Origin of the sequence: Paraburkholderia caffeinitolerans (genome assembly GCF_902859945.1) — a bacterium.
In the GTDB taxonomy this organism is placed as follows: Bacteria; Pseudomonadota; Gammaproteobacteria; order Burkholderiales; family Burkholderiaceae; genus Paraburkholderia; species Paraburkholderia caffeinitolerans.
The window spans coordinates 23,817-48,427 of sequence record NZ_CADIKL010000044.1 but is presented as its reverse complement, the minus strand read 5'-3'; the positions used below and the strand labels follow the sequence as shown (position 1 = coordinate 48,427).

18 protein-coding genes and 2 pseudogenes are annotated in these 24,611 nt (G+C 60.8%); 11 read left to right on the top strand and 9 right to left on the bottom strand.

Annotation, left to right across the window (positions count from 1 at the left end):
- Positions 1–18: 18 nt before the first annotated feature.
- From HV773_RS30335 to HV773_RS30290, 10 genes and pseudogenes are all read left to right on the top strand, one after another.
- Positions 19–972: an IS5 family transposase gene (locus HV773_RS30335; RefSeq protein ID WP_175197730.1), complete on the top strand. Its 954-nt coding sequence runs from the start codon at positions 19–21 to the stop codon at positions 970–972.
- 323 nt (positions 973–1,295) lie between these two features.
- Positions 1,296–2,777: an arginine-ornithine antiporter gene (gene arcD / locus HV773_RS30330; protein WP_175197729.1), complete on the top strand. Its 1,482-nt coding sequence runs from the start codon at positions 1,296–1,298 to the stop codon at positions 2,775–2,777.
- Between the two features lie 16 nt (positions 2,778–2,793).
- A pseudogene (gene arcA / locus HV773_RS30325) lies at positions 2,794–4,050 on the top strand (arginine deiminase).
- Between the two features lie 92 nt (positions 4,051–4,142).
- Positions 4,143–5,153, top strand: a complete 1,011-nt coding sequence (locus tag HV773_RS30320) for an ornithine carbamoyltransferase (RefSeq protein WP_175197728.1) — start codon at positions 4,143–4,145, stop codon at positions 5,151–5,153.
- A gap of 87 nt (positions 5,154–5,240) precedes the next feature.
- Positions 5,241–6,124, top strand: a pseudogene (gene arcC, locus HV773_RS30315) (carbamate kinase).
- A 216-nt stretch (positions 6,125–6,340) separates the two neighbouring features.
- A complete protein-coding gene (locus tag HV773_RS30310; protein ID WP_175197727.1) occupies positions 6,341–7,264 on the top strand; it encodes a transporter in 924 nt (307 codons plus the stop codon).
- Positions 7,265–7,471: 207 nt separating this feature from the next.
- Positions 7,472–8,491: a hypothetical protein gene (locus tag HV773_RS30305; protein WP_175197726.1), complete on the top strand. Its 1,020-nt coding sequence runs from the start codon at positions 7,472–7,474 to the stop codon at positions 8,489–8,491.
- A gap of 54 nt (positions 8,492–8,545) precedes the next feature.
- Positions 8,546–9,790, top strand: a complete 1,245-nt coding sequence (locus tag HV773_RS30300) for a hypothetical protein (RefSeq protein WP_175197725.1) — start codon at positions 8,546–8,548, stop codon at positions 9,788–9,790.
- Between the two features lie 218 nt (positions 9,791–10,008).
- Complete coding sequence (locus HV773_RS30295; protein WP_175197724.1) at positions 10,009–10,305, top strand: DUF4148 domain-containing protein; 297 nt, start codon at positions 10,009–10,011, stop codon at positions 10,303–10,305.
- Positions 10,306–10,436: 131 nt separating this feature from the next.
- Positions 10,437–11,012: a cytochrome b gene (locus HV773_RS30290; RefSeq protein WP_175197723.1), complete on the top strand. Its 576-nt coding sequence runs from the start codon at positions 10,437–10,439 to the stop codon at positions 11,010–11,012.
- A 58-nt stretch (positions 11,013–11,070) separates the two neighbouring features.
- Here HV773_RS30290 and HV773_RS30285 read toward each other — a convergent pair whose 3' ends face one another.
- The 4 genes from HV773_RS30285 to HV773_RS30270 all read right to left on the bottom strand — a co-directional run bounded on the left by HV773_RS30285 (position 11,071) and on the right by HV773_RS30270 (position 18,380).
- Complete coding sequence (locus HV773_RS30285; RefSeq protein ID WP_175197722.1) at positions 11,071–13,362, bottom strand: heavy metal translocating P-type ATPase; 2,292 nt, start codon at positions 13,360–13,362, stop codon at positions 11,071–11,073.
- Between the two features lie 53 nt (positions 13,363–13,415).
- Positions 13,416–16,397 carry a Tn3 family transposase gene (locus tag HV773_RS30280; RefSeq protein ID WP_175197721.1) on the bottom strand — a complete coding sequence of 994 codons (2,982 nt, stop codon included), beginning with the start codon at positions 16,395–16,397 and terminating at the stop codon, positions 13,416–13,418.
- Complete coding sequence (locus HV773_RS30275) at positions 16,394–18,073, bottom strand: phage integrase family protein (protein WP_175197720.1); 1,680 nt, start codon at positions 18,071–18,073, stop codon at positions 16,394–16,396. The genes HV773_RS30280 and HV773_RS30275 overlap by 4 nt, the downstream gene beginning before the upstream one ends.
- Positions 18,074–18,221: 148 nt before the next feature.
- Positions 18,222–18,380, bottom strand: a complete 159-nt coding sequence (locus tag HV773_RS30270; RefSeq protein ID WP_175197719.1) for a hypothetical protein — start codon at positions 18,378–18,380, stop codon at positions 18,222–18,224.
- Here HV773_RS30270 and HV773_RS30265 point away from each other — a divergent pair.
- Positions 18,379–18,714, top strand: a complete 336-nt coding sequence (locus tag HV773_RS30265; RefSeq protein WP_246282511.1) for a YecA/YgfB family protein — start codon at positions 18,379–18,381, stop codon at positions 18,712–18,714. The genes HV773_RS30270 and HV773_RS30265 overlap by 2 nt on opposite strands.
- 165 nt (positions 18,715–18,879) lie before the next feature.
- Here HV773_RS30265 and HV773_RS30260 read toward each other — a convergent pair whose 3' ends face one another.
- The 5 genes from HV773_RS30260 to HV773_RS30240 all read right to left on the bottom strand — a co-directional run bounded on the left by HV773_RS30260 (position 18,880) and on the right by HV773_RS30240 (position 24,551).
- Positions 18,880–19,422, bottom strand: coding sequence for a 2,4'-dihydroxyacetophenone dioxygenase family protein (locus HV773_RS30260; protein ID WP_175197718.1), 543 nt, complete (start codon positions 19,420–19,422; stop codon positions 18,880–18,882).
- Positions 19,423–19,521: 99 nt separating this feature from the next.
- Positions 19,522–20,910, bottom strand: coding sequence for an MFS transporter (locus tag HV773_RS30255; protein ID WP_246282509.1), 1,389 nt, complete (start codon positions 20,908–20,910; stop codon positions 19,522–19,524).
- Positions 20,911–21,631: 721 nt separating this feature from the next.
- Positions 21,632–22,594 (bottom strand): cyclase family protein, encoded by a 963-nt coding sequence (locus HV773_RS30250; protein WP_175197717.1) that lies wholly within the window; start codon positions 22,592–22,594, stop codon positions 21,632–21,634.
- Positions 22,595–22,658: 64 nt separating this feature from the next.
- Entirely contained in the window at positions 22,659–23,753 is a 1,095-nt protein-coding gene (locus HV773_RS30245) for a glycerol dehydrogenase (protein ID WP_175197716.1), read from the bottom strand.
- A gap of 36 nt (positions 23,754–23,789) precedes the next feature.
- Positions 23,790–24,551 (bottom strand): SDR family oxidoreductase, encoded by a 762-nt coding sequence (locus tag HV773_RS30240; protein ID WP_175197715.1) that lies wholly within the window; start codon positions 24,549–24,551, stop codon positions 23,790–23,792.
- Positions 24,552–24,611 lie beyond the last annotated feature (60 nt).

The following is a 24,611-nucleotide window of genomic DNA, read 5'->3' as shown; positions in this document are numbered from 1 at the left end:
AGTTTAAGAGGTTCTTCGATGACGCAACTTGGTCTTGGTCTGGATCTGTCAACGAAACGTACTCGCAAACGGGAATTTCTCGATGAGATGAGGCGCGTTGTGCCATGGTCGAGGTTGATTGCGTTGATCGAACCGCACTATCCGAAGGGTAAGACTGGACGGCCGCCGTTCCCGATTGCGACGATGCTGCAGATCCATTTTATGCAGCAGTGGTTTGGTCTGTCAGACCCGGTGATGGAAGAGGCGCTTTATGACGTACCACTGTATCGCAAGTTTGCGGGGCTGGATGAGGGGATGACGCGTTTGCCGGACGAGAGCACGATTCTCCGGTTCCGCCACCTGCTCGAAACGCACGGCCTGGCTGCGCAGATGCTCACGCTGGTCAACGAGATCCTGAGCGAGAAAGGCTTGATGCTTAAAACAGGGTCGGCGGTCGATGCTACCTTGATCTCTGCACCCAGCTCGACGAAGAACGGCTCCGGTACGCGAGACCCGGAAATGCACCAGACGAAGAAGGGAAATCAGTGGTACTTCGGGATGAAAGCGCATGTCGGCGTGGACGCAGAGTCGGGTCTGGTGCACACCGTCATCGGTACTGCGGCCAACGTTCACGACATCAATGCGGCCGAAGCCTTGTTGCACGGCCAGGAAACGGATGTGTACGCTGCCGCCGGATATCAGGGCATCGAAAAGCGTTGCAAGGCAAACGCGGTTCGATGGCATGTCGCGATGCGGCCAGGCAGGCGTAGACAACTGGACCTGAACGATCGTCTGGACGCGATCTTCGATCAGATTGAACGCCTGAAGGCCGGTATCCGCGCCAAGGTCGAACATCCGTTCCGAGTCCTCAAACAGCAGTTTGGCTACACGAAAACTCGGTACCGGGGTTTGATGAAAAACACCGCCCAGATCACGACACTATTTGCGCTGGGCAACCTGTGGATGGCACGCAAGGCTTTGCGGAAAGCTTGAAATGCTCGCAGATTGAGGCCATAAGTCCCAGCAAACAGGGGGGCGTCGCGGGTCAAAAGCCGGACGACCAACCTGTCAGCAGATTCTCATGGCGAATTCGGTCAAGTGGCAAAAAGTCGGCGCTCTGAAAACGAGTTGTGCAGACCTTCCTTAGCAATCAAATTAAATATTGCAAATATCGATTAAACATAGAAAACGTTCTTTGGAAAGTTTAAGCACCCCCGACGAGACGGTCGATTGTTGAGGCCGCTCGATGTGTGATGCCCCCGGTTATCGAACTGCGAACCAAAGGGGCTCCGTTATCGGATTAAAGGAGACCTTTCATGTCTGATTCCGTATCCGCAACCGGCTCCGGCCCGGCGGCCAAGCCAGCCGCCGCTGCCGCGCCCGCCCCGAAACTGCGTCTTGGTGCGCTAACCGCGCTGGTCGTGGGATCAATGATCGGCGGCGGCATCTTCTCTCTGCCGCAAAACATGGCGGTCAGCGCAGACGCCGGCGCCGTGCTGATCGGCTGGGCCATCACGGCGGTCGGCATGCTGACCCTTGCGTTTGTCTTCCAGACGCTCGCCAACCGCAAGCCCGAGCTCGACGGCGGCGTCTACATCTACGCGAAAGAAGGCTTCGGCGATTACATGGGCTTTTCCTCCGCGTGGGGGTACTGGATCAGCGCGTGGCTCGGAAACGTCGGCTACTTCGTTCTCCTCTTCAGCACATTTGGCTATTTCTTCCCGGTCTTCGGCGAAGGCAACACGCCAATCGCCATCGTGTGCGCGTCCGCGCTGCTATGGGGCGTGCATTTCCTCGTACTGCGAGGCATCAAGGAAGCGGCCTTCGTCAATCTGATCACCACGATTGCGAAGATTGTCCCGATCGTCCTGTTCATTCTGATCTGCGCCTTCGCTTTCAAGTCGCGCGTCTTCGCGAATGACTTCTTCGGATTCGGCAATCCGAAGCTCGGCAGCATAACGAATCAGGTCCGCAACATGATGCTCGTGACCGTCTGGGTATTCATCGGGGTCGAAGGTGCAAGTATCTTCTCCGCGCGCGCGGAAAGGCGCACCAATGTCGGCAAGGCAACCGTCATCGGTTTCGTGGGCGTGCTGCTCGTGCTCGTGCTGGTGAACATCCTGTCGCTCGGCATCATGACCCAGCCGCAGCTCGCCTCCTTGCAAAACCCATCGATGGCCGGCGTGCTCGAGCATGTCGTTGGCCACTGGGGCGCAATATTGATCAGCGTGGGGCTCGTGATCTCGCTGGCAGGCGCATTGCTGTCGTGGGTCCTGCTGTGCGCCGAAATTATCTTCTCTGCGGCGCGCGACAGCACGATGCCCTGGTTCGTGCGCAAGGAGAACGCGAAGCGTGTGCCGGCGAACGCGCTCCGGCTGACCAACGGCCTGACCCAGATCTTTCTGCTGATCACGCTGTTCTCGAAGGGGACGTACCTGTCTCTGATTTACCTGGCAACGTCCATGATCCTGCTGCCGTACTTCTGGTCGGCTGCCTACGCACTGCTCCTCGTCTGGCGCCGGGAGACCTATGAGCGCGAACCGAAGGAGCGCACCAAGGACCTCATGATCTCGGCGATCTCGGTGCTCTACGCGCTCTGGCTGCTCTATGCAGGCGGGCTCAAGTATGTCCTGCTGTCGGCACTGCTTTATGCGCCAGGCGTCGTGCTGTTCGCTAAGGCGAAGCGCGAAGCCGGACAACCGGTCTTCACACAGATCGAAAAACTTATTTTCGCGGTGGTGCTGGTCGGCGCAGGCGCTGCCGCATTCGGGCTGTACCAGGGATACCTCACGCTTTAGTTTCAGGAGAGACATGATGGGCACGGAAACACCCCGATATGGCGTTCATTCCGAAGCGGGCAAGCTGCGCAAGGTGATGGTGTGCTCTCCCCGTCTCGCACACCAACGCCTAACCCCGAGCAACTGCGACGAACTGCTATTCGATGACGTCATCTGGCTGAACCAGGCCAAGCGCGATCATTTCGACTTCGTCACCAAGATGCGCGAGCGCGATGTCGAGGTGCTGGAGTTGCATAACCTCCTCACGGAGACGGTGCAGAATCCGGAGGCGCTGATGTGGATCCTTGACCGCAAGGTGCGCCCGAACACGGTCGGCGTCGGCCTCGCCAACGAGGTTCGGTCGTGGATGGAAAGCCTCGAGCCGCGCAAGCAGGCTGAGTTTCTGATCGGTGGCGTCGTCGCGGAGGACATTCCCGACACCGCCCACAGCAACGTCCTCAAGCTGTATCGCCAGTATCTGGGTTACTCGAGCTTCGTGCTGCCGCCGCTGCCGAACACGCTTTTCACGCGCGATACGACTTGCTGGATCTACGGAGGCGTGAGCCTTAACCCGATGTACTGGCCGGCCCGCAGGCAGGAAACGCTGCTGGCGACGGCGATCTACTAGTTCCATCCCGACTTCGTCGATCACCCGTTCGAGTTCTGGTACGGCGACCCGGACGAGGATCACGGCGCGGCGACGCTCGAAGGTGGCGACGTGATGCCGATCGGCCGCGGCGTCGTCCTGATCGGCACGGGCGAGCGCACGTCGCGGCAGGCAATCGGCGCGCTTGCGCAGAGCCTGTTCGCGAAGGGCGCGGCGCAACGCATCATTGTCGCCGGATTGCCGAAGTCCTGCGCGGCAATGCATCTCGACACGGTATTCACCTTCTGCGATCGCGATCTCGTCACGGTGTTCCCCGAAGTCGTGAATGAAATCGTCGCGTTCTCGGTACGGCCCGACGAATCGCAGCCTTCGAATCTGAGCATCCGCCACGAGGGAAAGCCGTTCATCGACGTCGTGGGAGAGGCGCTCGGTCTTCCAAAACTGCGCGTCGTGGAGACGGGCGGCAACAGCTTCGCTGCCGAGCGCGAACAGTGGGACGACGGCAATAACGTCGTATGCCTCGAGCCCGGCGTTGTCGTCGGCTACGGCCGCAACACCTACACGAACACACTGTTGCGCAAGGCCGGCATCGAGGTCATCACGATCAGCGCGAGCGAGCTGGGTCGCGGCCGGGGCGGCGGCCACTGCATGACATGCCCGATCGTGCGTGACCCAATCGATTACTGACTCACCCGCGCACCTGGGCCTGTCCCCGCCGACGATGCGCCCTGCACTCGACAACTTACTTCCAGCCGGCCCTATTACGTTGGAGAACCGCTATGAGTTTCAATTTGCGCAATCGAAGTCTCCTCAGCCTGATGCACCACACGCCCCGCGAGCTGCGTTATCTTCTCGACCTCTCGCGCGACCTGAAGCGCGCCAAGTACACCGGCACCGAGCAGCAGCATCTGAAGGGCGTGAACATCGCGCTGATCTTCGAGAAAACGTCCACGCGCACGCGCTGTGCATTCGAAGTCGCCGCCTACGACCAGGGCGCGAACGTCACCTACATCGATCCGCATTCCTCGCAGATCGGACACAAGGAGAGCATGAAGGACACGGCTCGCGTGCTCGGCCGCATGTACGACGCCATCAAGTACCGGGGCTTCAGACAGGACATCGTCGAAGAGCTTGCGAAGTACGCAGGTGTTCCTGTCTTCAACGGTCTCACCGACGAATATCCGCCGACCCAGATGCTCGCCGACGTACTGACGATGCGCGAACACAGCGACAAGCCGCTGCCCCAGATCAGCTATGCGTACCTCGGCGACGCGCGCAACAATATGGGCAACTCGCTGCTTCTGATCGGCGCGAAGCTCGGCATGGATGTGCGCATTGGCGCGCCGAAGGCTCTTTGGCCGAACACGGAGCACATCGAGGCTTGCCAGCGCTTTGCCGCCGAAAGCGGCGCCCGTCTCACCCTGACCGAGGATGCGAACGCCGCCGTCAATGGCGTGGACTTCGTGCATACGGACGTCTGGGTTTCGATGGGCGAACCCGTTGAGGCGTGGGGAGAGCGCATCGGCGAGCTGCTTCCTTACCAGGTCAACATGGCGTTGATGAAGGCCGCGCAAAACGCGCAGGTGAAGTTCATGCACTGCCTGCCCGCGTTCCATAACAGCGAGACCGAGGTCGGCAAGAAAATCGCCCAGCAATACCCGGCGCTCGCTAACGGGATCGAAGTGACCGAGGAGGTCTTCGAGTCGCCGATCAATATCGCCTTCGAGCGAGCCGAGAACCGTATGCATACGATCAAGGCGATCCTCGTATCCACGCTTGCCGACCTCTGAGCAGCCGCGTGACCCCGGTTGACGCGGTGCGCCCGATGGAAGGGCGCGCCGCGCGCCATCGAAACGAATTTTGAAAGGGGCAGCATTATGCGTATCGTCATAGCGTTGGGCGGGAACGCCCTCTTGCGGCGCGGTGAGCCGATGACGTCCGGCAACCAGCGCGAAAATGTGCGCATCGCAGCGCAGCAGATCGCGCAGATCGCGCCAGACAACGAGCTCGTGATCGCGCACGGCAACGGCCCGCAAGTCGGCCTGCTCGCGCTGCAGGGCGCAGCCTACAAGGAAGTCGAAGCCTATCCGCTCGACGTGCTCGGCGCGCAGACCGAAGGCATGATCGGCTATCTGATCGAGCAGGAACTCGGCAACCTGCTGCCCTATGAAGTACCGTTCGCGACGATTCTCACCCAGGTCGAAGTCGACGCGCGCGATCCCGCGTTCAGCAACCCGACCAAGCCGATCGGTCCGGTCTATGACAAAGCGGAGGCCGAACGTCTTGCCAAGAAAGCGGCTGGAGCATCGCGCCGGACGGCGACAAGTTTCGTCGCGTCGTTGCGAGCCCCCGGCCGAAACACATCTTCGAAATCCGGCCGGTCAAGTGGCTGCTCGATCACGGCACGATCGTCATCTGCGCGGGCGGCGGGGGCATACCGACCTGCTACGACGAAACGCGCCAGCACCTGACCGGAGTCGAAGCCGTGATCGACAAGGACCTTTGCTCCGCGCTGCTTGCCGTGGAGCTGGGCGCCGACCTGCTGATCATCGCCACCGACGTCGATGCCGCCTATGTCGACTGGGGCAAGCCGGGCCAGAAGGCCATCGCGCAGGCCCATCCCGACGCGCTCGAGAAGCTGGGCTTCGCCGCCGGATCGATGGGGCCCAAGGTTCAGGCGGCGATGGAGTTCGCCCGCACTACCGGCAAGGACGCGGTGATCGGTTCGTTATCGGACATCGTGGCAATTACGAAGCGCTAGGCCGGCACCCGCGTTAGCATCGCCGAACGGGGCATCCAGTATCGGGCGGCAGCGGCCAGCTAACGCCGCAGCGCATCATGCCTCCAGTGAAACCCCCGATGTCACAAACGGAGATCCGACCAAAGTCTTATTCATCGTGTCGAATTGCGCTGCTATGCTGGACCTCGACGTGCAGCGCCGCACGGCACCATTTCCGATACTCCGAACTGAACTGCGATGAGCAGGCGAGCCTCTCACTGGAGGCGTGCGTGCTTCGGCACCGCTGTGCTGCTCTGGCAGGCGGGTGCGCTGCACGCCCAAGAACTGGAACCTCGAACCTACTCCGCCTCCCCGGTCGGCACGAACTTCATTGTCGCGGGCTACTCGCATGTGAGCGGAGACGTTCTCACCGAACCTTCTCTCCCGATCAGCGGCGTGCGCGCGCAGATCGACAATTTTGTGCTCGGCTACGTCCACACATTCGCGCTCGCGGGCCACACGGCGTCGTTTGGTCTGGGTGTGCCGTTCCAGCGCGCAGACCTGAGCGGACTCGTGATCGACGCGCCGACCCAGGTCCATCGCGGCGGCGTTGGCGACATGCAAATGCGATTCGCCCTCAACCTGTTCGGCAATCCCCCGCTTTCGCCGGAGGAATTCGCGCAAGCGCCGCCTCGCACCTCGCTGGGCATCAGCCTGACGGTCCAGGCGCCCACCGGCCAGTACGCTCCTGCGCGTCTCGTCAATCTGGGTAACAACCGCTGGGCATTCAAACCTGAAATCGGCGTGTCGCAACCATGGGGAAACTGGTTCTTCGAGGCTTCGGTAGGCGTTTTTTTCTTCACTGCCAACACGAGCTTCTTCAACGGACATGAGAAGAGCCAGGCGCCGCTCGCGCTCACGCAGCTCCATGGCGGCTACACCTTCCGTCCCGGCTTATGGCTCGCCGTCGATCTCGGTTATGCCCTGGGCGGCGGCGCCAGCGTCGACGGCGCGTCGAGCGGCAGTTCCCAGGCGAACCTGCGCGGCGGAGTCACGCTCGCGGTGCCGATCGCACGCGGCTGGTCGGCCAAGCTCGCCTGGTCGCGCGGCTTCGTCGCACGGGCAGCGGGCAACTACCAGATCGTGACGGTGGCGCTTCAATATCGCTGGTTCGACCGGTGAACGCTCATCGCTGCCCCTTTATCGCAGCGTTTGCGGCAAAGGCGCGCGATTGACGGAGATCAACGAGTAGAAGAAGCGAAATACTAGAGTGGGGGCGAACGGCTTCCCGGTTTCCGATGCGCCGTTCTTCATTGCGCCGGACCGGTCCGTGGGATTGCCGACATTGCAGGCGGTCTTCGTTGCACGACACTCTTGAAAGGTAGGGATATGGGCTTTCTTGCTCGCTTTATGCGTCCCTCGCGGGCCTCGGGCACGCACGACGAAGGCGCGCGCCTGGACGAAATGATCGAACGTGTCGTGACCATGGAGCCCCGTCTGCGGTTAGCGCAGCGTTACCGCAAACGCCTTGGCGAATCGATCTGCATCTCGCTTCGCTACATCGACGATCTAACCGGTTCGTTGCCCGCGCCTCACGAGGCCAGCATGGCAGCCTGGGCGACCGACCCGTTGATTCGCGCATTCTTTGCGACGTCAGAAGACCTGCCAAAGGCGCTCAGCCGCTCGGAGATGTTGCGCGAATACTTCGCTCAGAATCTCGATATGACGCACGCCTACGTCACGCTAGGGATGGCGATGATCGAGCGGCACGTGCTGGGTGTGGCCCTCGAAGGCGATTCGGTGCGTCATGATGTGCCGCAAACCAAGCTTTGTTTCATGGACCACCGCGTCAGCATCTGCGCGCGCTCGGACCCGGATCTGCGGGAGGAAATTGTGCGCCGACTGATCGATCAGCTGGCGCTGGAAGGACTGGCGAAACTCGCCGCCGACCGGCGTGAGCTGGTCGAGAAAGGACGCGAACTGCTCGAGGCGCGCGTGAAGTTGCTGGAACAGCGGGGTACGGGTATTCGCTTTCTGGTAGGCGACGCACCAGACACCGCAGCGGACGAACTGAAACAACTACAGGCCCAAATCGAAGAAAACGCGTGCGACCTGGCTGCGCTTCGCGTCCCGACCGAGGCGATCGAACTCGAACTGGAGCGGGTCTGCGAGGTGTTTTCCACGCCTGCGAAGCATATCTATGTCGAGAAACGCAGTGTTCGCCTGGACCTGATGAACGTGGTGAGAAACGACGAAACGCAAGCCAGCCGCGCCATGGAGTTTCGCCTCGCACGGATCCCTGGTGATCCGCCTCGTATGCGTGCGTTCGCACTCGTGCGATTTCCACGTGCAGAACTCCTGCCGGGCGGGCTGCATATTGACGCCGCAACACTCGCGTCATGGCACTGAAGAAGGCCTGTCCGGTCCAGGAATAAATTCGAATTCGAGCAAGGGTGCCGAGCGATGAATCGCTTACATCATTCAGGATCACGAAACATAGAGCACACGGCGCCGACCGCAGCGGATATTCTGCTGGATACGCAGAATTTTTCGCTGGTGCTGGGCGGCCCCCTTTTCCAGCTTCTGCGCCGCACGCGCATGGCCGATGATGCGCTGGAGCTGGTGCGCCAGCGGGTTATCGTCATCTCGCTCGTGGCGTGGCTGCCGCTACTGGTGCTGGCCGCTCTGGACAGGCATTTGCTGGACAAGCGCGTGGCCGTACCGTTCCTGTTGGACCTCGAAGTTCACATCCGCTTCCTTGTGGCAGTGCCCCTTTTGATCATCGCTGAGCTGGTTGTGCATCGGCGCCTGCGTTCGATCGCGCGGGCATTCATCGACCGGAAGATCATTCCGGAAGCGTCGGCGGCACGGTTCGACGAGGCAATCAGGTCGGTATTCCGTCTGCGCAATTCCGTGGTTGCCGAGTTGCTGATGATCGCTCTGGTGTACGGTGTTGGCGTCCTTGTCGTGTGGCGCCAATACACCGCAATGCAAACGACTTCGACATGGTACGCAGCACCCACCCCAGGAGGCTTGAAGCTTTCGCTCGCCGGATGCTGGTATGCCTACGTGAGCGTTCCGTTATTCCAGTTTCTGTTGATCCGCTGGTATTTCCGGCTGTTCGTCTGGACGCGTTTTCTCTGGCAGGTGTCGCGCATCGAACTAAGCCTCGTTCCGACTCATCCCGATCGCGTCGGCGGTCTGGGATTCCTTGCCAATACCGTCTATGCCTTCACGGCCCTTCTTGCCGCGCACGGCGCAATGCTCGCTGCCCAGTTCGCCAACCGCATTTTCTACGCCGGGGTCGCACTCACCGAATTCAAGGTGGAGACCGCAACGATGGTTCTCTTCCTGCTGTGTCTGGTCTTCGGTCCTTTGCTGGTCTTCGCGCCACAACTGGCCCAGGCGAAGCGGACAGGCCTGAGCGAATACGGCAACCTGGCGCAACGGTACGTGCGCGAATTCGACGCCAAGTGGCTGCGGGCCGGCTCGCCCAATGACGAGGCATTGGTAGGCAGCGCCGATATTCAGTCGCTTGCGGATCTCGCCAACAGTTTCGACGTTATCCGAACCATGCGTATCGCGCCCATTACCAAAGATGCCATCGTTCGCCTCGCAGCCGCAGTACTTGTGCCAATCGTGCCGCTGGCACTCACGATGATGTCGCTAGAGGATCTGCTGAAAAGACTGTTCGGATTGGTATTCTGAAAGCAGGCCGGATGGCGTGGACAAACGCGCGTACTGCCTGAGCAATCCCGCATCCAGACGCTCGATATCCACGGACACCGTTACCGGCATAGTGCAATATGCAGGCCAATACCTCAGGCACCGTGTTAACCGTGTCTTAAGTCTGGGGGTTTCAAACTGCAATTGCTGGAACATAGAGACCAGCACACCCCAATAGGCTAACCACGGAGGTATTTGTCATGAACACTCTCATCAAGGCGCTTGTCCTGTCGCTTGCCGTCGCCACGCCGATATTGTCGTTTGCACAAGATGCAAACGATTCATTGACCCGCGCGCAGGTCGAGGGGCAACTGATCCAGCTCGAACATGCGGGTTACAGGGAGAACAGATCGCAGTATCCTGCTGACATTCAGGCAGCCGAAGCCCGCGTGGCAGCGCAATCTGATGCGGGCTACGGTGGCACTGCAACCAGCACCTCGCAATCCAGCGACCACATCACGCATCACACGTGGAATACGGAGTACGGCCACCATTGACGACAAGCGGAACCCGGTTACGCGAGCGAGACGACGACACTTCCGTCATTGTCGTCATCGCCCGCGACGCCGTTCCGAATCGGGTGGGGGGACATAATACGGTCGATCCTGGTTGATGCTCTGGAAGCCTCATGATGAAAACCGCTCTCAACCGCCGATATGGTTCGGTCGCCCAATTTCTCCACTGGTGCACGGCGATTGTTGTCCTCGTGGCGTTCGTCTATGGGCCCGGCGGGCCTGAACAACGCGTCTATTCGCCGATGCATGAATTCGACAGGCGCCTGCATGAGACGCTGGGTTTGTGCGTGCTCGCGCTTACCCTTATCCGGCTGCTGTGGAGAGCGATCGATACGCGCCCCGAGCCGCCGCGCATTTCTCGCTGGATGGTTGTCATGTCTACGACTGTTCAATGGACACTGTATCTGCTCCTTCTTGTACTTCCGCTGACCGCCATCGCAGGCGCATGGCTCGAGGGTCATCCGCTGACGCTCGTCGTCGGCAACGAAATCCCGCCCCCGGTCAGCGCTTCCCATGCAGTGGGCACTGCACTCGCATCGGTCCACAAATGGCTTGGCGACGCGATCATGTGGCTTGCGGGATTTCATGCTGTCGCAGCGCTTTTCCATCATGCCGTTCTCAAGGACGAAGTCCTGATCGCCATGCTCCCACGCTGGATTCCGGTGGGACGCGCACGGGCGGGCCGTTAGGTCCCGAATCCTGGTGACATCGCTGCACTTCGTCTGGCACTCCTGGTCGCCTGATCTTTCAGGCATCCTTGGCAAGTGCATGAAACAGCTCGTCCTCTTGTGCACAGTGCAACCGGATGATCGCATCGAGCCCGTACAGCAGTCGCTGGGCTTCGCGCAGCCAGTCGGCGCCCGTGCAATCTTCGGACAGGTCTTTTGCCATACGATCCAGGGCCTGTGTCAAGCGAAATATTTCCCGATGCATCGCGCTCATGGTTGACAAAGGGTCCTCGCCTTCCAGCAATTCGGCGATTCGGGGATAAAGATGGGTGTCGTCGCTCACCTCATGCGGTACGAGTATGAGTCTCAGCGAGTCATTGACATGCGCCAGCCGGTCTTTGACGGCCGCGGAGGACAACCGCGGCAGCTCGTCGGCGAGCCGGCGTATCTGTTCCATCACCGGTTCGAGTTGCGCATGCTCGCCTCGCAGGCGCGCGACGTCATCGGGCGCCAGAACACCGGCCGCGCGTCGGGGCGTGCCTCCCAGCGCCCGCAGCGCGTTCGCGATGGCCGCGACATCGATCACCTCCTGAAGGATCGCGCCAGCCAGTGGCGGCAGAAAGCCGAGCGCGGCAAAAGTCATCGCGATCAGAGAAAGTCCCATGCCGACCAATACGCTTTCGATCGCAATGCGACGCGTCCGGCGAGCAACGCGGCGTGCGTCAACGAGCCTGTCGAGACGGTCGACGAGCAGGACAACATCGGCCGCTTCGGCTGATGCGGCGGCGCCGCGCGCGCCCATCGCGACACCCACGTCAGCGGTCGCCAGTGCGGGCGCATCGTTCACGCCGTCGCCGACCATGATGACGGGCCCCTGCCGTTGGGCTTCCTGAATCGCGGCGAGCTTGCCGGCAGGCGTCTGGCCCGCACGCACCGCGTCGACTTGCAGGACGGCCCCCACGGTTTGGGCGACATCGGCGCGGTCGCCGGTCAACATCTCGATGCGAGTGATGCCTTCCCGCCGCAGCAAACGCAATGCGCGCGGCGTCTCCATGCGAATGCTGTCGGCCATCTGGATAGCGCCGGTCATGACGCCGTCCTCACCGACGAAGACGGACGAAGCGCCTTCATAGGCAATGCGGCGAAGAAACCGTTCGGCCCACGGCGCAACGGTCGACGCCGAGCTCACGAAATCAAAGCTGCCTATAACCACGGCGTGCCCGTCGACGTTGCCGCGCATCCCTGCTCCGGCCGTCTCGCGCACGTCGAGAGGCGCAGTCAGCAACAGTTGGCGCGTGCGTGCCTCTGCCGCGAGCGCGTCGGAGATGGCGTGGTTCGAGGCCTGCACGAGCGACGCGGCCACACGCAGCACGCGTTCGGGAGTGCCGGTGGGGCCCGCCTCGATAGCAACGACACGCGCAGCGCCGCCGGTCAGCGTTCCGGTCTTGTCGAAGAAAAGCGTTCGCGCCGTTGCCAGCTGTTCGAGCGCTGCTCCGCCTTTGATCAGCACGCCGCGACGCGCACATCGCGAGATTCCCGAAACAATGGCCACCGGCACGGCCAGGATGAGGGGGCAAGGCGTGGCGACCACGAGCACGGCGAGCGCCCGCTCGATCTCGCCGGTACCGATCCAGCTTCCCCCCGCCATCACGAGTGTGCAGGCGACAAACCACCAGGCGTAGCGGTCCGCGAGCCGCGCGGCCGGACTGCGGTCGCGCTGCGCCATTTCCACCATGCGCACGATGCCGGCAAAGGTGCTGCCCGCCGCCGTGGCCGACGCGATCATCTCGAACGTCGAACCCGCATTGATCGCGCCGCTTCGCACCGCCGCGCCAGATTCGCGCGTGCACAGACGCGACTCTCCAGTCAGCGTCGACTCGTCCAGCTCGGCATTGCTGGCCAGCGTTCCGTCGACCGGCACGATGTCCGCGTGACGCACCACCAAGCGGTCGCCAACTCCGATCTGCTCCAGCGACACCCTGTTCCACTGTCCCGCTTCCAGCCGGGTCGCGTTTCGTGGCGCATGGCTCAGCAGCGCGGTCATTTCAGAGCGCGCGCGATTGTCCGCATAGGCCTCCAGAGCCCGGCCGCTCGCAAGCATCAGGGCGATAACCGCAGCGGTCAGCCATTCGCCCAAAAACAGCGCGAAGGTTATGGCGAGCACCGAAAGAATGTCGACACCGCCCTCGCGGCGACGCAACGCCCTGACCGTCGAGACACCGAGCGACGCCAGAACCGGCAAAGCGCCGGCCATCCACGACAGGCGCGCGGCGTCGGCAAAGCCGGCTCCATCCAGCGCAAGCCCGGCAAACAAGCCGGTCACGCACGCTGCAAGCCAGACAAAGTTCAGTGAATGGATGACGTCTCGCATAGCCGCTATGCGAGGCCTGGCCGGGATTCATTAAAAATCCGCCACATCTCAATCTAAGCTGCTGATTTGAATGCGAAATCAATCGTCGGATCGAGCGGTGGGACGGAACGCAAGAGATCCAGCAGATAGTCGCCGAACCGGTTGATGTGCTCGCGCCGGTACGGCGACAGCACCTTGAGGACCTCGGCATCGACCGGATGCCCCTTCGCCTGCAGTTCCTTCAACTTGCGCGACATCCACTGCACGTTGTACAGGATCACCATGTTCGCGACGAGGTGGTTGTACTTGATCACCTTGCGCTGCTCATGTCGGACGTTTTCGGCGATCACGCCTTCGCCACCGAACATCAGCCATTGAGCGAAGTCATTGAACTGCTCGCTCTTGTTGGTCGCCGCGTGAATCGTGCGCCGCAGGTCCGGTTCATTGAGATATTTCAGCAGGAACAGCGTCCGGATCACGCGTCCCAGCTCCCGGAATGCGAAGTAGAGCTTGTTTTTCGTGCTCTCCGATCCGAGGCGGCGCAGGATCGTCGACGGCGTCATCTTGCCTGCCTTGATCGACACCGCAACGCGCATCATGTCGGCATAGTGACGTTCGATCAGTGCCCAGTCAATCGCCTGACGGCACAAGCTGTCGATGTGCTTGTATTTGCGCCGCCGGTCAGCCTTGTACAGCACGAGATCCTTGATGTTGCGCATGCGCGGCATCAGGTTGATACCCACCACGTACGACAGACCGAAGACCGGACCGCTTTGTGCCTGCGTATCGCCGTGGATCGTATCGGGCTTGACGTCGGCGCCGTTCAGGATCAGCCCATCGAGGATGTAGACGGCTTCGTGGACGCCGCACGGGATGAAGTGACTGAACAGCGCGATGTACATGTCGGATACGTGATAGTAGCCGATCCCGCCGTATCCCCCATAGCGAACGTGATACTCGGACAGCAGGTTCTGCTCGTACAGACTCCACTTGGTGCCGTCGGCCGACGCGCGCTTGCCGCTGCCCCAGTATTTTGGCAACGCGAACTGGTTGTACGCGTTGATCACCTTCACGTTCGCCTTGTCGAGCCGCTCCTCCGTGACGTGTTTCAGGTTCAGCCAGGCGACCTGTTTGCGGGTGAGCCCTTTCACCGAGCGCGCCGTCTGGCTCGGCCCCAGGTTGCAGCCGTAGCAGAACAGCGTCGTGATGAAACGCTTGCGCGGATCGTCGATCTTCGTATCAAACCCGGACAGCGGTCCAAACAGTTTATGCAGGTCGAGCCACTGCTCGGTTTCGGTGAGCAGATCCAGGATGCTGAGCTGCGGCATCGATGCCGTGACGGCCTGATCGATCAGCGTGCGGTTCGGCGGCTCGGGCTCCTTGCCCGGCTTGTGAATGACGAGTTCCTCATTGACGAACTCGATGCTGTCGTTTGCCGGGAAGTTCGCGTCGGCCTCGTCGAGCGCCGCGTTCAGCCTGTCTCGCAGATCCTTCGCGAAGCTCTTGCCGTCCGTGGGCAAGCCCACGATCTCGCAGTAGCGCGGCAGCTCACGCCGGAATTCCTCGTCGGTGACCTGATGCGCCCGATAATCGTCGAAGCGGTCGCTGCCCTCCACATAGAGGTCGCCGGAATTGAGTTCCCGCATGATCTGGCTGAAGACGCCCAGCTCGAAGAACCGGCGGTGCAGCATCCGGCTGTCCCGTCCGTGCGGGAACACCGCGCGCTCCCACTTCTCCGGCAACCACTCCAGCGGCAGGTTCGCGAGGTCGTTGTCGGTCAGCAGCAAGTATTCGCGGTGCGCGTTCCGGAAACCTTGCAGCCACGCAAGCGCGACCAGCACCGCGCGGTCCTGCGAGCTCGATTGCAGCGGCAGCACGTCCAGGCACTGGAACAGCAGCGAGCGCTGGGTGCGGTATGGCACGAGCATGAACGGCAGATCGAACTGCCCGGCATAGGCGATGTGCTCGTTGCATTGCGCGAGCGCTTCGGCCGGGTCGCCGAGCGCCTCGCGGATTTTCGGTAACCGCTTAGGCTCCGGTACGCCCTCATCCTGGAGAATCTGCAGGACGTCCCGGAACTGCCCGACCAGCCCCTCCAGCATACCGGCGTGTTCAAGCTGGTATTTTTGCAGTCGGACCTTTGCGTAGGACTCCAGCTTGCGCACCACCTTGATGAAGATCTCAGCGACGTCATCAAGCGCCTTCTGCAACTGCGCCTGGATGAACAGTACCGCAAGCGCGTGACGCTTCGCGGTCTTGAGCGAACGCAGTTCCGCGACGTCCAAGGCCCGCGCTTCGGTGACCAGTTGGGCTCGTTTGCTAACAGACAGGATCGAGGGTGGCGCCGGCAAGCCTTCCGCCAGTGTCCTGATCCCGTTGATATGTTTGAGGAAGCTGGCGATCGCCCGCGCGGCGGGTCGCTTCGGCTCCTGTTTCAGATCGTCCCAACCGGACTTGCCGGCCTTGACGACGAGAAGCGCGTCGATGCGTTCGACGAGCGCAGGGTCGAGTGCGCCGGTGATGGCCCCATAGATCGCCTCGTTGTGATCGTTGCGCGCCTGCGTGGCGATGCGCTGCAGCGTTGCCAGTGGCGGCAGCTCGTACCGGCGCCGGACCAGTTCCTCGATCAGCACGTTGATGATATCGGGCAGTTCGATCTTTGTCCGGGCTTCCGCCGATGCCAGTTCAGCAAGCGACGCCGCCTCACTCGCATCGAACGCCCGGATGTCAAGCCAGCCGCGCAGCAGTTTCTGGTGACGAATGCGGGTGCCCGACACGTCATACCGTGCGATCGCCGTCCGGGACAGGACGCGGGCCCGCATCGACGTCCGGATGTGATCAATAATGGCGGGCGGTACCTCCGCGAGCATCGGGAAGTAACCTAGACGCTGCAGCAGCTTCAGCTGCACCATGATCAATACGGCGGAGGCTTCCTGCCGGGATTGCCGGCGCACGAAGCGGATTTCCGCGGCGCTCGGCGTGAACGCCGCTTTCAGCTCCGCCGCGCCCGGCTCCGCAGGCAGCACCGGATAGATGGTCTCGTGGACAGTCGTCACGTTGGCTGCCGCCGCGCAAAGATCTGCTCGATCTGCCGGGTACGCTGAACTTCGTCGTCGTCCAGGTAGATCGAGGTCGTTGTGATCGACGCGTGACGCAGATTGTCGCGCACAGTCGTTAGCGTGGCGCCCTGCGCGAGAGCATTTGTCGCGTGCGTGTGGCGCAGCCAGTGTGGCGTCGCGCGCTGCAGCTTGTCGGCGAGTGCCGGGTGGTCGGCCCGAATTGCGTCGGCGGCGGTCCGGAAGAACCGGCGCAGCACCTCCCTCAGACGCGGCGTGGTGATGCCGCCGGGTTCATCGAGATGGCCGAGCAGCGGCGTATCCGGTGCCCAGCGTGCGGGACTCACGGGCAGACCGCGCTGCATCAGGTACTGGTCCAACGCAAATCGTGCGAGCGGCGGCAGCACCACCTTGCCAGCCTTCGCCCCCTTACCGGTGAGGTGAAGCCACCGCTCGCCGCGCGTGCCGGTCATGATGCCGCCGAGTGTAACGCTGACCAGTTCGCCTGCGCGCAGGCCGGTCGCGTAACCGAAATCGAGCAGAAAACGCAGACGCTGTGCGGCGGGAACCGCCCAGCCATGCGACCATTCCAGGCCATCGGCAATCGTGCGGATCAACTCCCACTCTCCGGCCGTAAAGGCGCGCGAGATGTCCAACTCGCCATTGCGCTGCGCGCCGCGCACCCTAAGGCCGGCAAACGGATTCGCGAGCACGTAGCGCTGCTCGATCAGCCAGCGAAACATTGCACTCAGAACTGACAGCGCATAGGCGATGGAATCTGGCGACAGCGCGCCCGTGAACGGCCGCCACTCGGACGACGATCGCGGGCGCGCCGGCGCGACCCACCGGGCGCGGGGTGTGGGATGGCGCAGGAAGGCGCGATAAGCGGTCGCATCCTCGCTCGTGAGCGAAGACAACGCTTTGCCGCGCTCGGCAATCGCCCACAGCAGTAGACGCTCGGCTTCCCGTCGATAGGCGCGCTGCGTTTCGGCGGCTTCGTGCCGTTCGAGCCAGGCGCTGATCGCCTGATAGTCGTTATTGGCCTCGAGCGCACACATGGGCCTGGGAGCTCGGAAGATGCCGCGCGAGCCATCGACGTCATGTGGCACGCGAATGTTTTCCCACGGCACCACGGGTTCCGGCGTCGCCACCACGATCAGCGCGCGGGCGCGCTCGGTGAGCTCCGGGTGAGAGGCAAAGAAGGCCTCAATATGACGTGCGCTGCGCACGCCGAGTCCGGCAATCGTGCGCCACCAGCGCTGCCGACGAGGGATGCGCACGGTCAAATCAGCCAGCGTCCGGATGCCATGCTGATGCAGCATAGGGACAACACGGGCTGGCAGCCAGACATCGACCGCATCGCTCACCTGCGGTTGCGGGATCGCAAGCGTTGGCAGGACATCCAGTGCCCGGGTCGCGGCCTTGCGGTGACGGGACCGTTCGCCCACCGCGCACTGGAACAGCCGGGCCAGATCGGCACGATGCCGGCTGAGGGCGAAACCGGCAAGCTGCCGGCGAATCCGGCCGATCACGCCGCGCGCCGACTGGCCGCCTTCGAGCGCCTGCGGGCAATAACGTTCGACCACCTCGCGCGCGCCGACGCCTGCGTACCACGCGCGCAGCGCGGACAGGGACGCAATGTCAGGAAAGGACGGGGGCAACGGAACGTTCGGCATCCGGAGATTATAGGCAACGTGATGGCAGCGGAGCGGCACGTCAGGTGTGGCACGTTTCCCGAAACGGGAGTTTCATCGAAAAATGTATCCCTATCGATAATAAGGGTTAGCGATAGGGGTGCATCGAAATTCGTCGGTGTGCGGACCGTCAGCTCGATTCACACATCGCCCCATCGGATAAAATGTCGTCACCCCGCCGCTCGCCGAAATGATTGCGTGCGAGCGCTGCATCGAGTTGCACGTCAGCGACAATGACAGCACAGGCGATCAGCATCGCGTCTACCGTGTACCACGGTGGGAACGCCATGAATCCCGATTCCGAATTCGACGAGCCGTTAACTGACAAAGAGTTTGATTTCCTCGAACGCTTTCTTTCGAGCAATGCCGTTTGCGACGATGCGATGGACGCCGTCATGTTGCACGGCTTTCTGACCGCCGTCATCTCTGGACCGAACGTGATCATGCCATGCACAGTTCTTCCGTGGATCTGGGATGCAAGGCAAGCAACACGTCAGCCCAGATTTCTGTCAGATCAAGGGCAAGCAGCGTCTCGTGGGCAAGGTTATTCAAAATCGCACGTGCCGATAGTCATCGGCCGAGAAAACCGAGTTCTCCAGAATTCTTTAGGCTGTGTCGCTTGAATTGAAAATATCCGCTTGCACGTGGCTCTGGCCTTGCAGCACTCGATAACATGATATGACGCGGCAGCAAGAAGCATCGCCGGTCCACCGCGCAGGTTGATGCGGTCGCGGCGACGATGAATTTTCAAGTGAAGAATTGAACTTGCGAGGACCGGCGGCAATCTGCTACCGAACAAAACGCTTCACATAGTCCTCGCCCAATCCGATGTTGTCATAGTGAGCTCGAGCAGCTTCGATTTTTGTGAACACATCCTCGTAGCCGACGGCGACCCCTTGCGGGTCAACATACGTATAGCCGCCAGTGACGTGAAACCACGTAATCATCTCGGTTACGCCCTCGGGAACGAACAGCGTATGTGTTTCGCCAGCGGGTTCGTGTGCGTACGACATCTCCTCGGCAATCCAGTCGTGTTCGAGGTAGTACCAGCGTCCCCTCAGCACCATTGCGTGGACCGGCCCAGTGTGTCGATGACGTGAGAGGACTCCCGACTGGCGAACACGAAGAAGATTGACGTAGTAGCCTTGGCTCGCGCACAGCAACAACGGCTTGAACGACACGGTCTTGGTCATCGGCACCCAGAGGTTATCGTCCTCAAGCCATTTATCGAGAACACCGAGATGCACGATGTCGGGCGACATAAACGGCGGCTGTGGAAGTTGATACGGGATGGCCGATTCGTCGCCGCGCTTTTCTGAAATAGTAGACATGCTTTACTCCTTGCTTTCCATAACTCAAATTTCCGGCGCCGGTAGACTCGGGCATCGAGAGCGGCGCCCTTGGAACTACGCGTTCGCTGTCCGAAGTTTTTACTGGACGTTACACGCCTGTTTGGATACCAACGCCCGGTCATAGGTCCGGAACCAACCAGTCGTCTCGCGAGTGAAGAACGCCGTCAGCAAGAACGCGATGCCCATCAGTCCTGCGATGAAATACAGTGCATTGTTGTAGCCCGACGCGTGACCAAATCCACCGCCCGCGCCAATCAGCGCACCGATAACATACGGTCCGAAGCCGCCGAGATAGATGCCCACGTTGATTATCGAACCAGCAATGCCGGTGGTACCCGGTTTGGTCGAGTCGAATGCAATCGCGTAGACAAGCGTGTAAGGGGCGTTCAGCACGAAGCCTGCGAACAACTGGATGGCAACAAGCGTCCCCAGGCCCATGTATGAAAACTTGAAGAGCCACATGCCGATGGCCAGCCAGACAAACACAATCATGAGGCAGAACTTACGACCGAGCCGGTCCGAAATCCAGCCCCACACAATCTGACCGATGCCACCTGTAATTGTGAACAGGACGCTATAGGCCGCCGCTTCTGCAAAGTTGTAGTGCGCCACGAAGGCCAGGTACTGCGGCAACCAGAAACTGATGCCAAAATATCCCACGATGGCGAGCAGAGAAACCAGCGCGATGACCCCGATGTTCGGGTTGCGCATGGCAACACCAAACGAACCCTTTGGTGCGCCTGCCCCATGCTCCAGGTCCGGCGAAAGCGGCGGCGTTTCACCTGCTTCGGTGATATGCGCATGCAGCTTCTCATAGCGCTTCTCGCTGGCATACCACCAGTAGAGCGCGAACACAATCACCATCGGAATCGGAAACAGCCTGAACGCGATACGCCAGTTCTCCGGTCCGTAGATGCTCAGCAAGCCGCTGATGGCGAAGCCGCCAATCAGCGTGCCCCAAGGATAGCCAGTGTGGTGAATGCCCAGAGCGAGACCGCGACGCTCTTTCGACCACCATTCTGCGAGCGAAGTGACTTCGATGGCTTCGCCGGCGCCGCCAAAGGCATGCGACAGAACCTGCATCGCTACCAGGACGCCTATCGTGCCAGTCAGAACGTTGAAGCCTGTCAGGCAGGTGAACAGCGTGTAACCAATCACAATCGGGAGGTGTCGATACTTGCGCCGCCATCCGTGCCCCCCTTTGTCCGCCCAGACCATGGCGGGGATTGCAATGAGTGCCGTCGACATGGTGATGACGGTCGCGTAGAGACCAATCGTTGCCGCGCTGGTGCCGAACTCCTTTGTAATCGATGGCAAGACCGAAAAAAACATCTGACGCGAGTTGGCGTCCATCGCATATACCAACCACAGAAGTAGAAGTGCCATCCACGACTCTGAGGCGACTCCCCGCTTTTTTGGCCCCGTGCGAACCTGCGCCGGCGCCACGCCCTTGTTGACTGTTTCCATTGACTCCTCCACGAACTCTGAGAATGACGCCGCCGACCGTTGGTTGGCTCAATCAGCAATCCCCTGCTGTAAGCCCAGAATGTATATGAAGCGCTTCATATATAAGACGAAAGACGGTATATCAAGAGCGCCACGGTTGTATTTGAAGCGCTTCAAGTTTGAGTCAATGAAGGCTCTGTTGCAAACGGGGTTTTCCCTAGAATTCGCCTGTAATGTCCGTAAACAGGCTCGGTGTTTACCTGTATATGGACAGGTACGGGTTACATGGTTTTTTAGTTGCGCTTCATTTGTGTCAACTTAAACGTGTTCTTTTAGGCTCACGAGCGACTCTTTTAGCAAGTGAAGCGCTTCACATGAATGGCGGCTCGGATATATCATCGACCGCTCCGCGGGCATAAGACCGCCCCGGAGCGAACGATGATTGCCGTGCAGAGGCGGCGCAGCTGACAGGATTGGCCCCGGCGATTGCGCGGCATGCGCATGGCCAGGCAATGAGCGGAGCGTACTGTCGGGTGCTTGGGGCCGCCCGCCAAGAGGCGGCGAGCATGCCGATGATGTCGCTTAGGCGCCGAAATTAAAGGGATACCGGCGCGAATGAATGCCCCGACTTTGACTGGCTTGTATCGCGAGAGCACTACAGCACGGTCAGGTTGATGCGATTTGCAAATGCAAGGGGCGCTGCTCTTGTGAGGAGCGCCTTATTCTCCTGACTCTCACTTCTTCACTTCAAGACAATCGGATTGACTGGTGCACCGGTACCGCCAACGACCTTGAGCGGGGCCGCCGTGTAGAGGAACGTGTATTGACCGTCAGCCGCACAGTCATCGGCGAGCGGGTCTAATTGCGCAATCTCGGTCAGCGTGATGCCGAGGTTGCGCATCAAAGCATTGTGCAGCGGGAGGTCTACACCTGACACCGGGTCCGACGTCACCTCATTGGCAATGGTGTCGGTGACCAGGTTCGGAATCTCCATGTCCTGGAACCATTGAACCAGCTCGGGGCTGTAGGTGAGACCCGGTTCCTTGAAGTTCGCGTAGAACTCGGCATGGTCCTTCTTGTAGAAGGAGCCAATCCAGCCCGTCCGGATGATGAGGATGTCGCGCTTCTCAATGGTCACGCCCTGAGCTTCTGCCGCAGCCATCAAATCGAGGTGAGTGAACGTTTCGCCCGGATCGAGCACCTCTTTATTGCGATACCTTGCAATGTCGATGAGGATGCCGCGCCCGACGACACCGCGCTCGCCAATCGGGCAGACGCTCGCCTTGGCGAGACCGCCGATGGTCGTGTCGGCGTCGTACCCGTTCCAAATCTGGTCGTCGTACCAGACGTGGCCAAGCGCGTCATATTGCGTCGAGCCCTGCAGGTACATGAACATCACATCGTCGGCGTATTGATACGAGCCGGGGAAAACCGGACCCTTGCCGCAGTTGTAATGCCCCCGGTCCATCACGCTCATGCGCTTGGCGCCTTGCCGACCTGGCCAGACGGGGTCGCCATCCGGGTCGCCCATCCGAACTTGCAGGGTGAACGTCTTACCCTGCTTAACAGTCGCAATGCCCTTGAGAATCTCTGCCGGGCCGAGATAATTCAGTGAGCCCACTTCGTCGTTTGGTCCCCACTTTCCCCAGTTCCTTGGCGACTCTTTCAAAAGCTCACCGATGTACGGTACGTTTCTGGATTCCATGTCTGTCTCCTAAAAATTGCAGACGATACGTCTAAGGGGCGATGCCCTCGGGGGGGTGTGGGAACTACAAGGCGGCTGCGCCGATTCGGTCCGCGGCCAGCAGCGCATTCGTGAGGCGCTCAGCGGTGAGCGGCGGGTTCATGTTCTTGCTGTATGCGGCGGCCAGCGTCGCATTCACGACAGTCGACATCTCGTCAGGAGTAAGTGCCTCAGCCTGACCCAACTGCTTGAATGTGACCGGAAGCTTCACAGCCAGCAGCAGACCTAGCAGCTCCGACACCTCCGCTTCGCTTCGCTCCTCGATGACAGCCTGAACAAGAGTGCCGAATGCGACGAGCTCGCCGTGAAGCATTGCTGCCATCGTGGGTACTGCAGTGAGCCCCCGGATGAGGGCGTGCGCGAGCGAGAGGCCTCCGCTTTCGAAGCCAATGCCACTCAGGAGCACCGTCGCCTCGACCACTCGTTCGACTTCGTCATCGAGTTCGCCATCCAGAATGGATGCGTATGCGGCCGGCCCATGATTGACCAGCGTGTTGTAGGTCGCATTCGCGAGAAGCAGCGCCGTATCTAGTGGGGGCGTACCGAACGAGTTGTTTCCATGCGCGCCTTTGCACTGGTTTGCTTCGAACTTTTTGCTGACGGCATCGCCGATGCCAGCAGCGAAGAATCGGGCGGGGGCCTGGACGATAATCTCGGTGTCGACGACAACCGCGGAAGGATTGCTCTTCAGATACTCGACGCCAGCGACCCGGTGAGTGTTGTCGTACAGCACAATCAGGCGACTGGTGGGTGCGTCGTTGGAAGCGATGGTCGGGCAAATCACGACATCAATATCGAGATTCGCGGCCACCCCCTTGGACGAGTCAATGGTCTTGCCGCCGCCGAGCCCGATAATGACGTCGGGCTGATGTTTCTTCGCTTCTTCCGACAGGTCGTTAATCGCAGCCTTCGTGCATTCACCTGGGAAGACCATTCGCTCCGCAGCGAGCCCGGCTTCAGACATCGCCGACGATACGAGCGGCCACACTTTTTCGCCAACAACCGCGTCGCAAACAGTCAATGGGCGCCTGAAGCCCATCTTCCTGAGCAGTGGACCAAGCTCGAGCAGAGCTTTTGGTCCCTGCAGGTACTGACCGGGGAATCCCATTGTGCGCAACATATCCGTCTCCTAATTTGACTGGCGGACGACCTGGGTTCAGGTCATCAGCCATCCGCCTGCGACATCGATGATTTGGCCGGTAACAAAGCTCGCGTCGGGTGAGGTCAGGAATGCACATACCGACGCAACTTCGTCGGTGGTGCCGAGCCGTCGCAGTGGGGTGACGTCGACGACGGCTGCATTCGCATCGCCGGAAACGGTTCTCAGCAGCGGTGTGTCAATTCGGCCCGGTGCCAGACCGTTCACGGTAATTCCATGGGGCCCAAGTTCGCCGGCAAGGTGGCGCGTGAACGCAATCAGTGCCCCTTTGGTGGTGCTGTAGTGGGCGCCCACAATGTCGAGGTACGCCTTACCTGCAACCGAGGACATCGTTACGATGCGACCAAAGCCGCGCTTCACCATCGAAGGCGAAGCTATTCGGCAAAAGTGGAACGCGCTATTCAGGTTCACGTCGACAACTTGAGCCCACTCTGCAGGGTCCATTTCGAAGATGCGCTTCGGTTTGCCGTCGTGCTTTGGGGAGATACCGGCGTTCAGCACGAGCGTGTCAACGTCGCCAAACCTGGACGCGATGGATTCGATCGCCCGCTCGCAATCCTGATACTTGCCGACGTCTGCGGCAACGAAATGAACCTTCGCACCTGCCTCGGTCCACTCGGCCGTCTTCTCGGCGCCGAGTTTCTCGTTGAAGTCGATGATGCCGACACTGGCCCCTTCACGGATGTACCGCTCGACGATTGCTGAACCGATGCCGCCCGCCGCGCCCGTCACTAAAACAACTCTATTCTGGTGGTTCATTTGATTGCTACTCCCTGATGTGAGGGTTATCCGCATCCGCTTGGCGCCGGGCCATGCCGT

Bases quoted from the DNA above. Each gene is read 5' to 3' on its own strand.
- HV773_RS30250 (WP_175197717.1), bottom strand. From the start codon at position 22,594: ATGGAATCCAGAAACGTACCGTACATCGGTGAGCTTTTGAAAGAGTCG.
- HV773_RS30240 (WP_175197715.1), bottom strand. From the start codon at position 24,551: ATGAACCACCAGAATAGAGTTGTTTTAGTGACGGGCGCGGCGGGCGGC.
- HV773_RS30305 (WP_175197726.1), top strand. From the start codon at position 7,472: ATGGGCTTTCTTGCTCGCTTTATGCGTCCCTCGCGGGCCTCGGGCACG.
- HV773_RS30245 (WP_175197716.1), bottom strand. From the start codon at position 23,753: ATGTTGCGCACAATGGGATTCCCCGGTCAGTACCTGCAGGGACCAAAA.
- HV773_RS30295 (WP_175197724.1), top strand. From the start codon at position 10,009: ATGAACACTCTCATCAAGGCGCTTGTCCTGTCGCTTGCCGTCGCCACG.
- HV773_RS30300 (WP_175197725.1), top strand. From the start codon at position 8,546: ATGAATCGCTTACATCATTCAGGATCACGAAACATAGAGCACACGGCG.
- HV773_RS30310 (WP_175197727.1), top strand. From the start codon at position 6,341: ATGAGCAGGCGAGCCTCTCACTGGAGGCGTGCGTGCTTCGGCACCGCT.
- HV773_RS30335 (WP_175197730.1), top strand. From the start codon at position 19: ATGACGCAACTTGGTCTTGGTCTGGATCTGTCAACGAAACGTACTCGC.
- HV773_RS30260 (WP_175197718.1), bottom strand. From the start codon at position 19,422: ATGTCTACTATTTCAGAAAAGCGCGGCGACGAATCGGCCATCCCGTAT.
- HV773_RS30265 (WP_246282511.1), top strand. From the start codon at position 18,379: ATGAATCCCGATTCCGAATTCGACGAGCCGTTAACTGACAAAGAGTTT.
- HV773_RS30290 (WP_175197723.1), top strand. From the start codon at position 10,437: ATGATGAAAACCGCTCTCAACCGCCGATATGGTTCGGTCGCCCAATTT.
- arcD (WP_175197729.1), top strand. From the start codon at position 1,296: ATGTCTGATTCCGTATCCGCAACCGGCTCCGGCCCGGCGGCCAAGCCA.
- HV773_RS30255 (WP_246282509.1), bottom strand. From the start codon at position 20,910: ATGGAAACAGTCAACAAGGGCGTGGCGCCGGCGCAGGTTCGCACGGGG.
- HV773_RS30270 (WP_175197719.1), bottom strand. From the start codon at position 18,380: ATGGCGTTCCCACCGTGGTACACGGTAGACGCGATGCTGATCGCCTGT.
- HV773_RS30285 (WP_175197722.1), bottom strand. From the start codon at position 13,362: ATGCGAGACGTCATCCATTCACTGAACTTTGTCTGGCTTGCAGCGTGC.
- HV773_RS30275 (WP_175197720.1), bottom strand. From the start codon at position 18,073: ATGCCGAACGTTCCGTTGCCCCCGTCCTTTCCTGACATTGCGTCCCTG.
- HV773_RS30320 (WP_175197728.1), top strand. From the start codon at position 4,143: ATGAGTTTCAATTTGCGCAATCGAAGTCTCCTCAGCCTGATGCACCAC.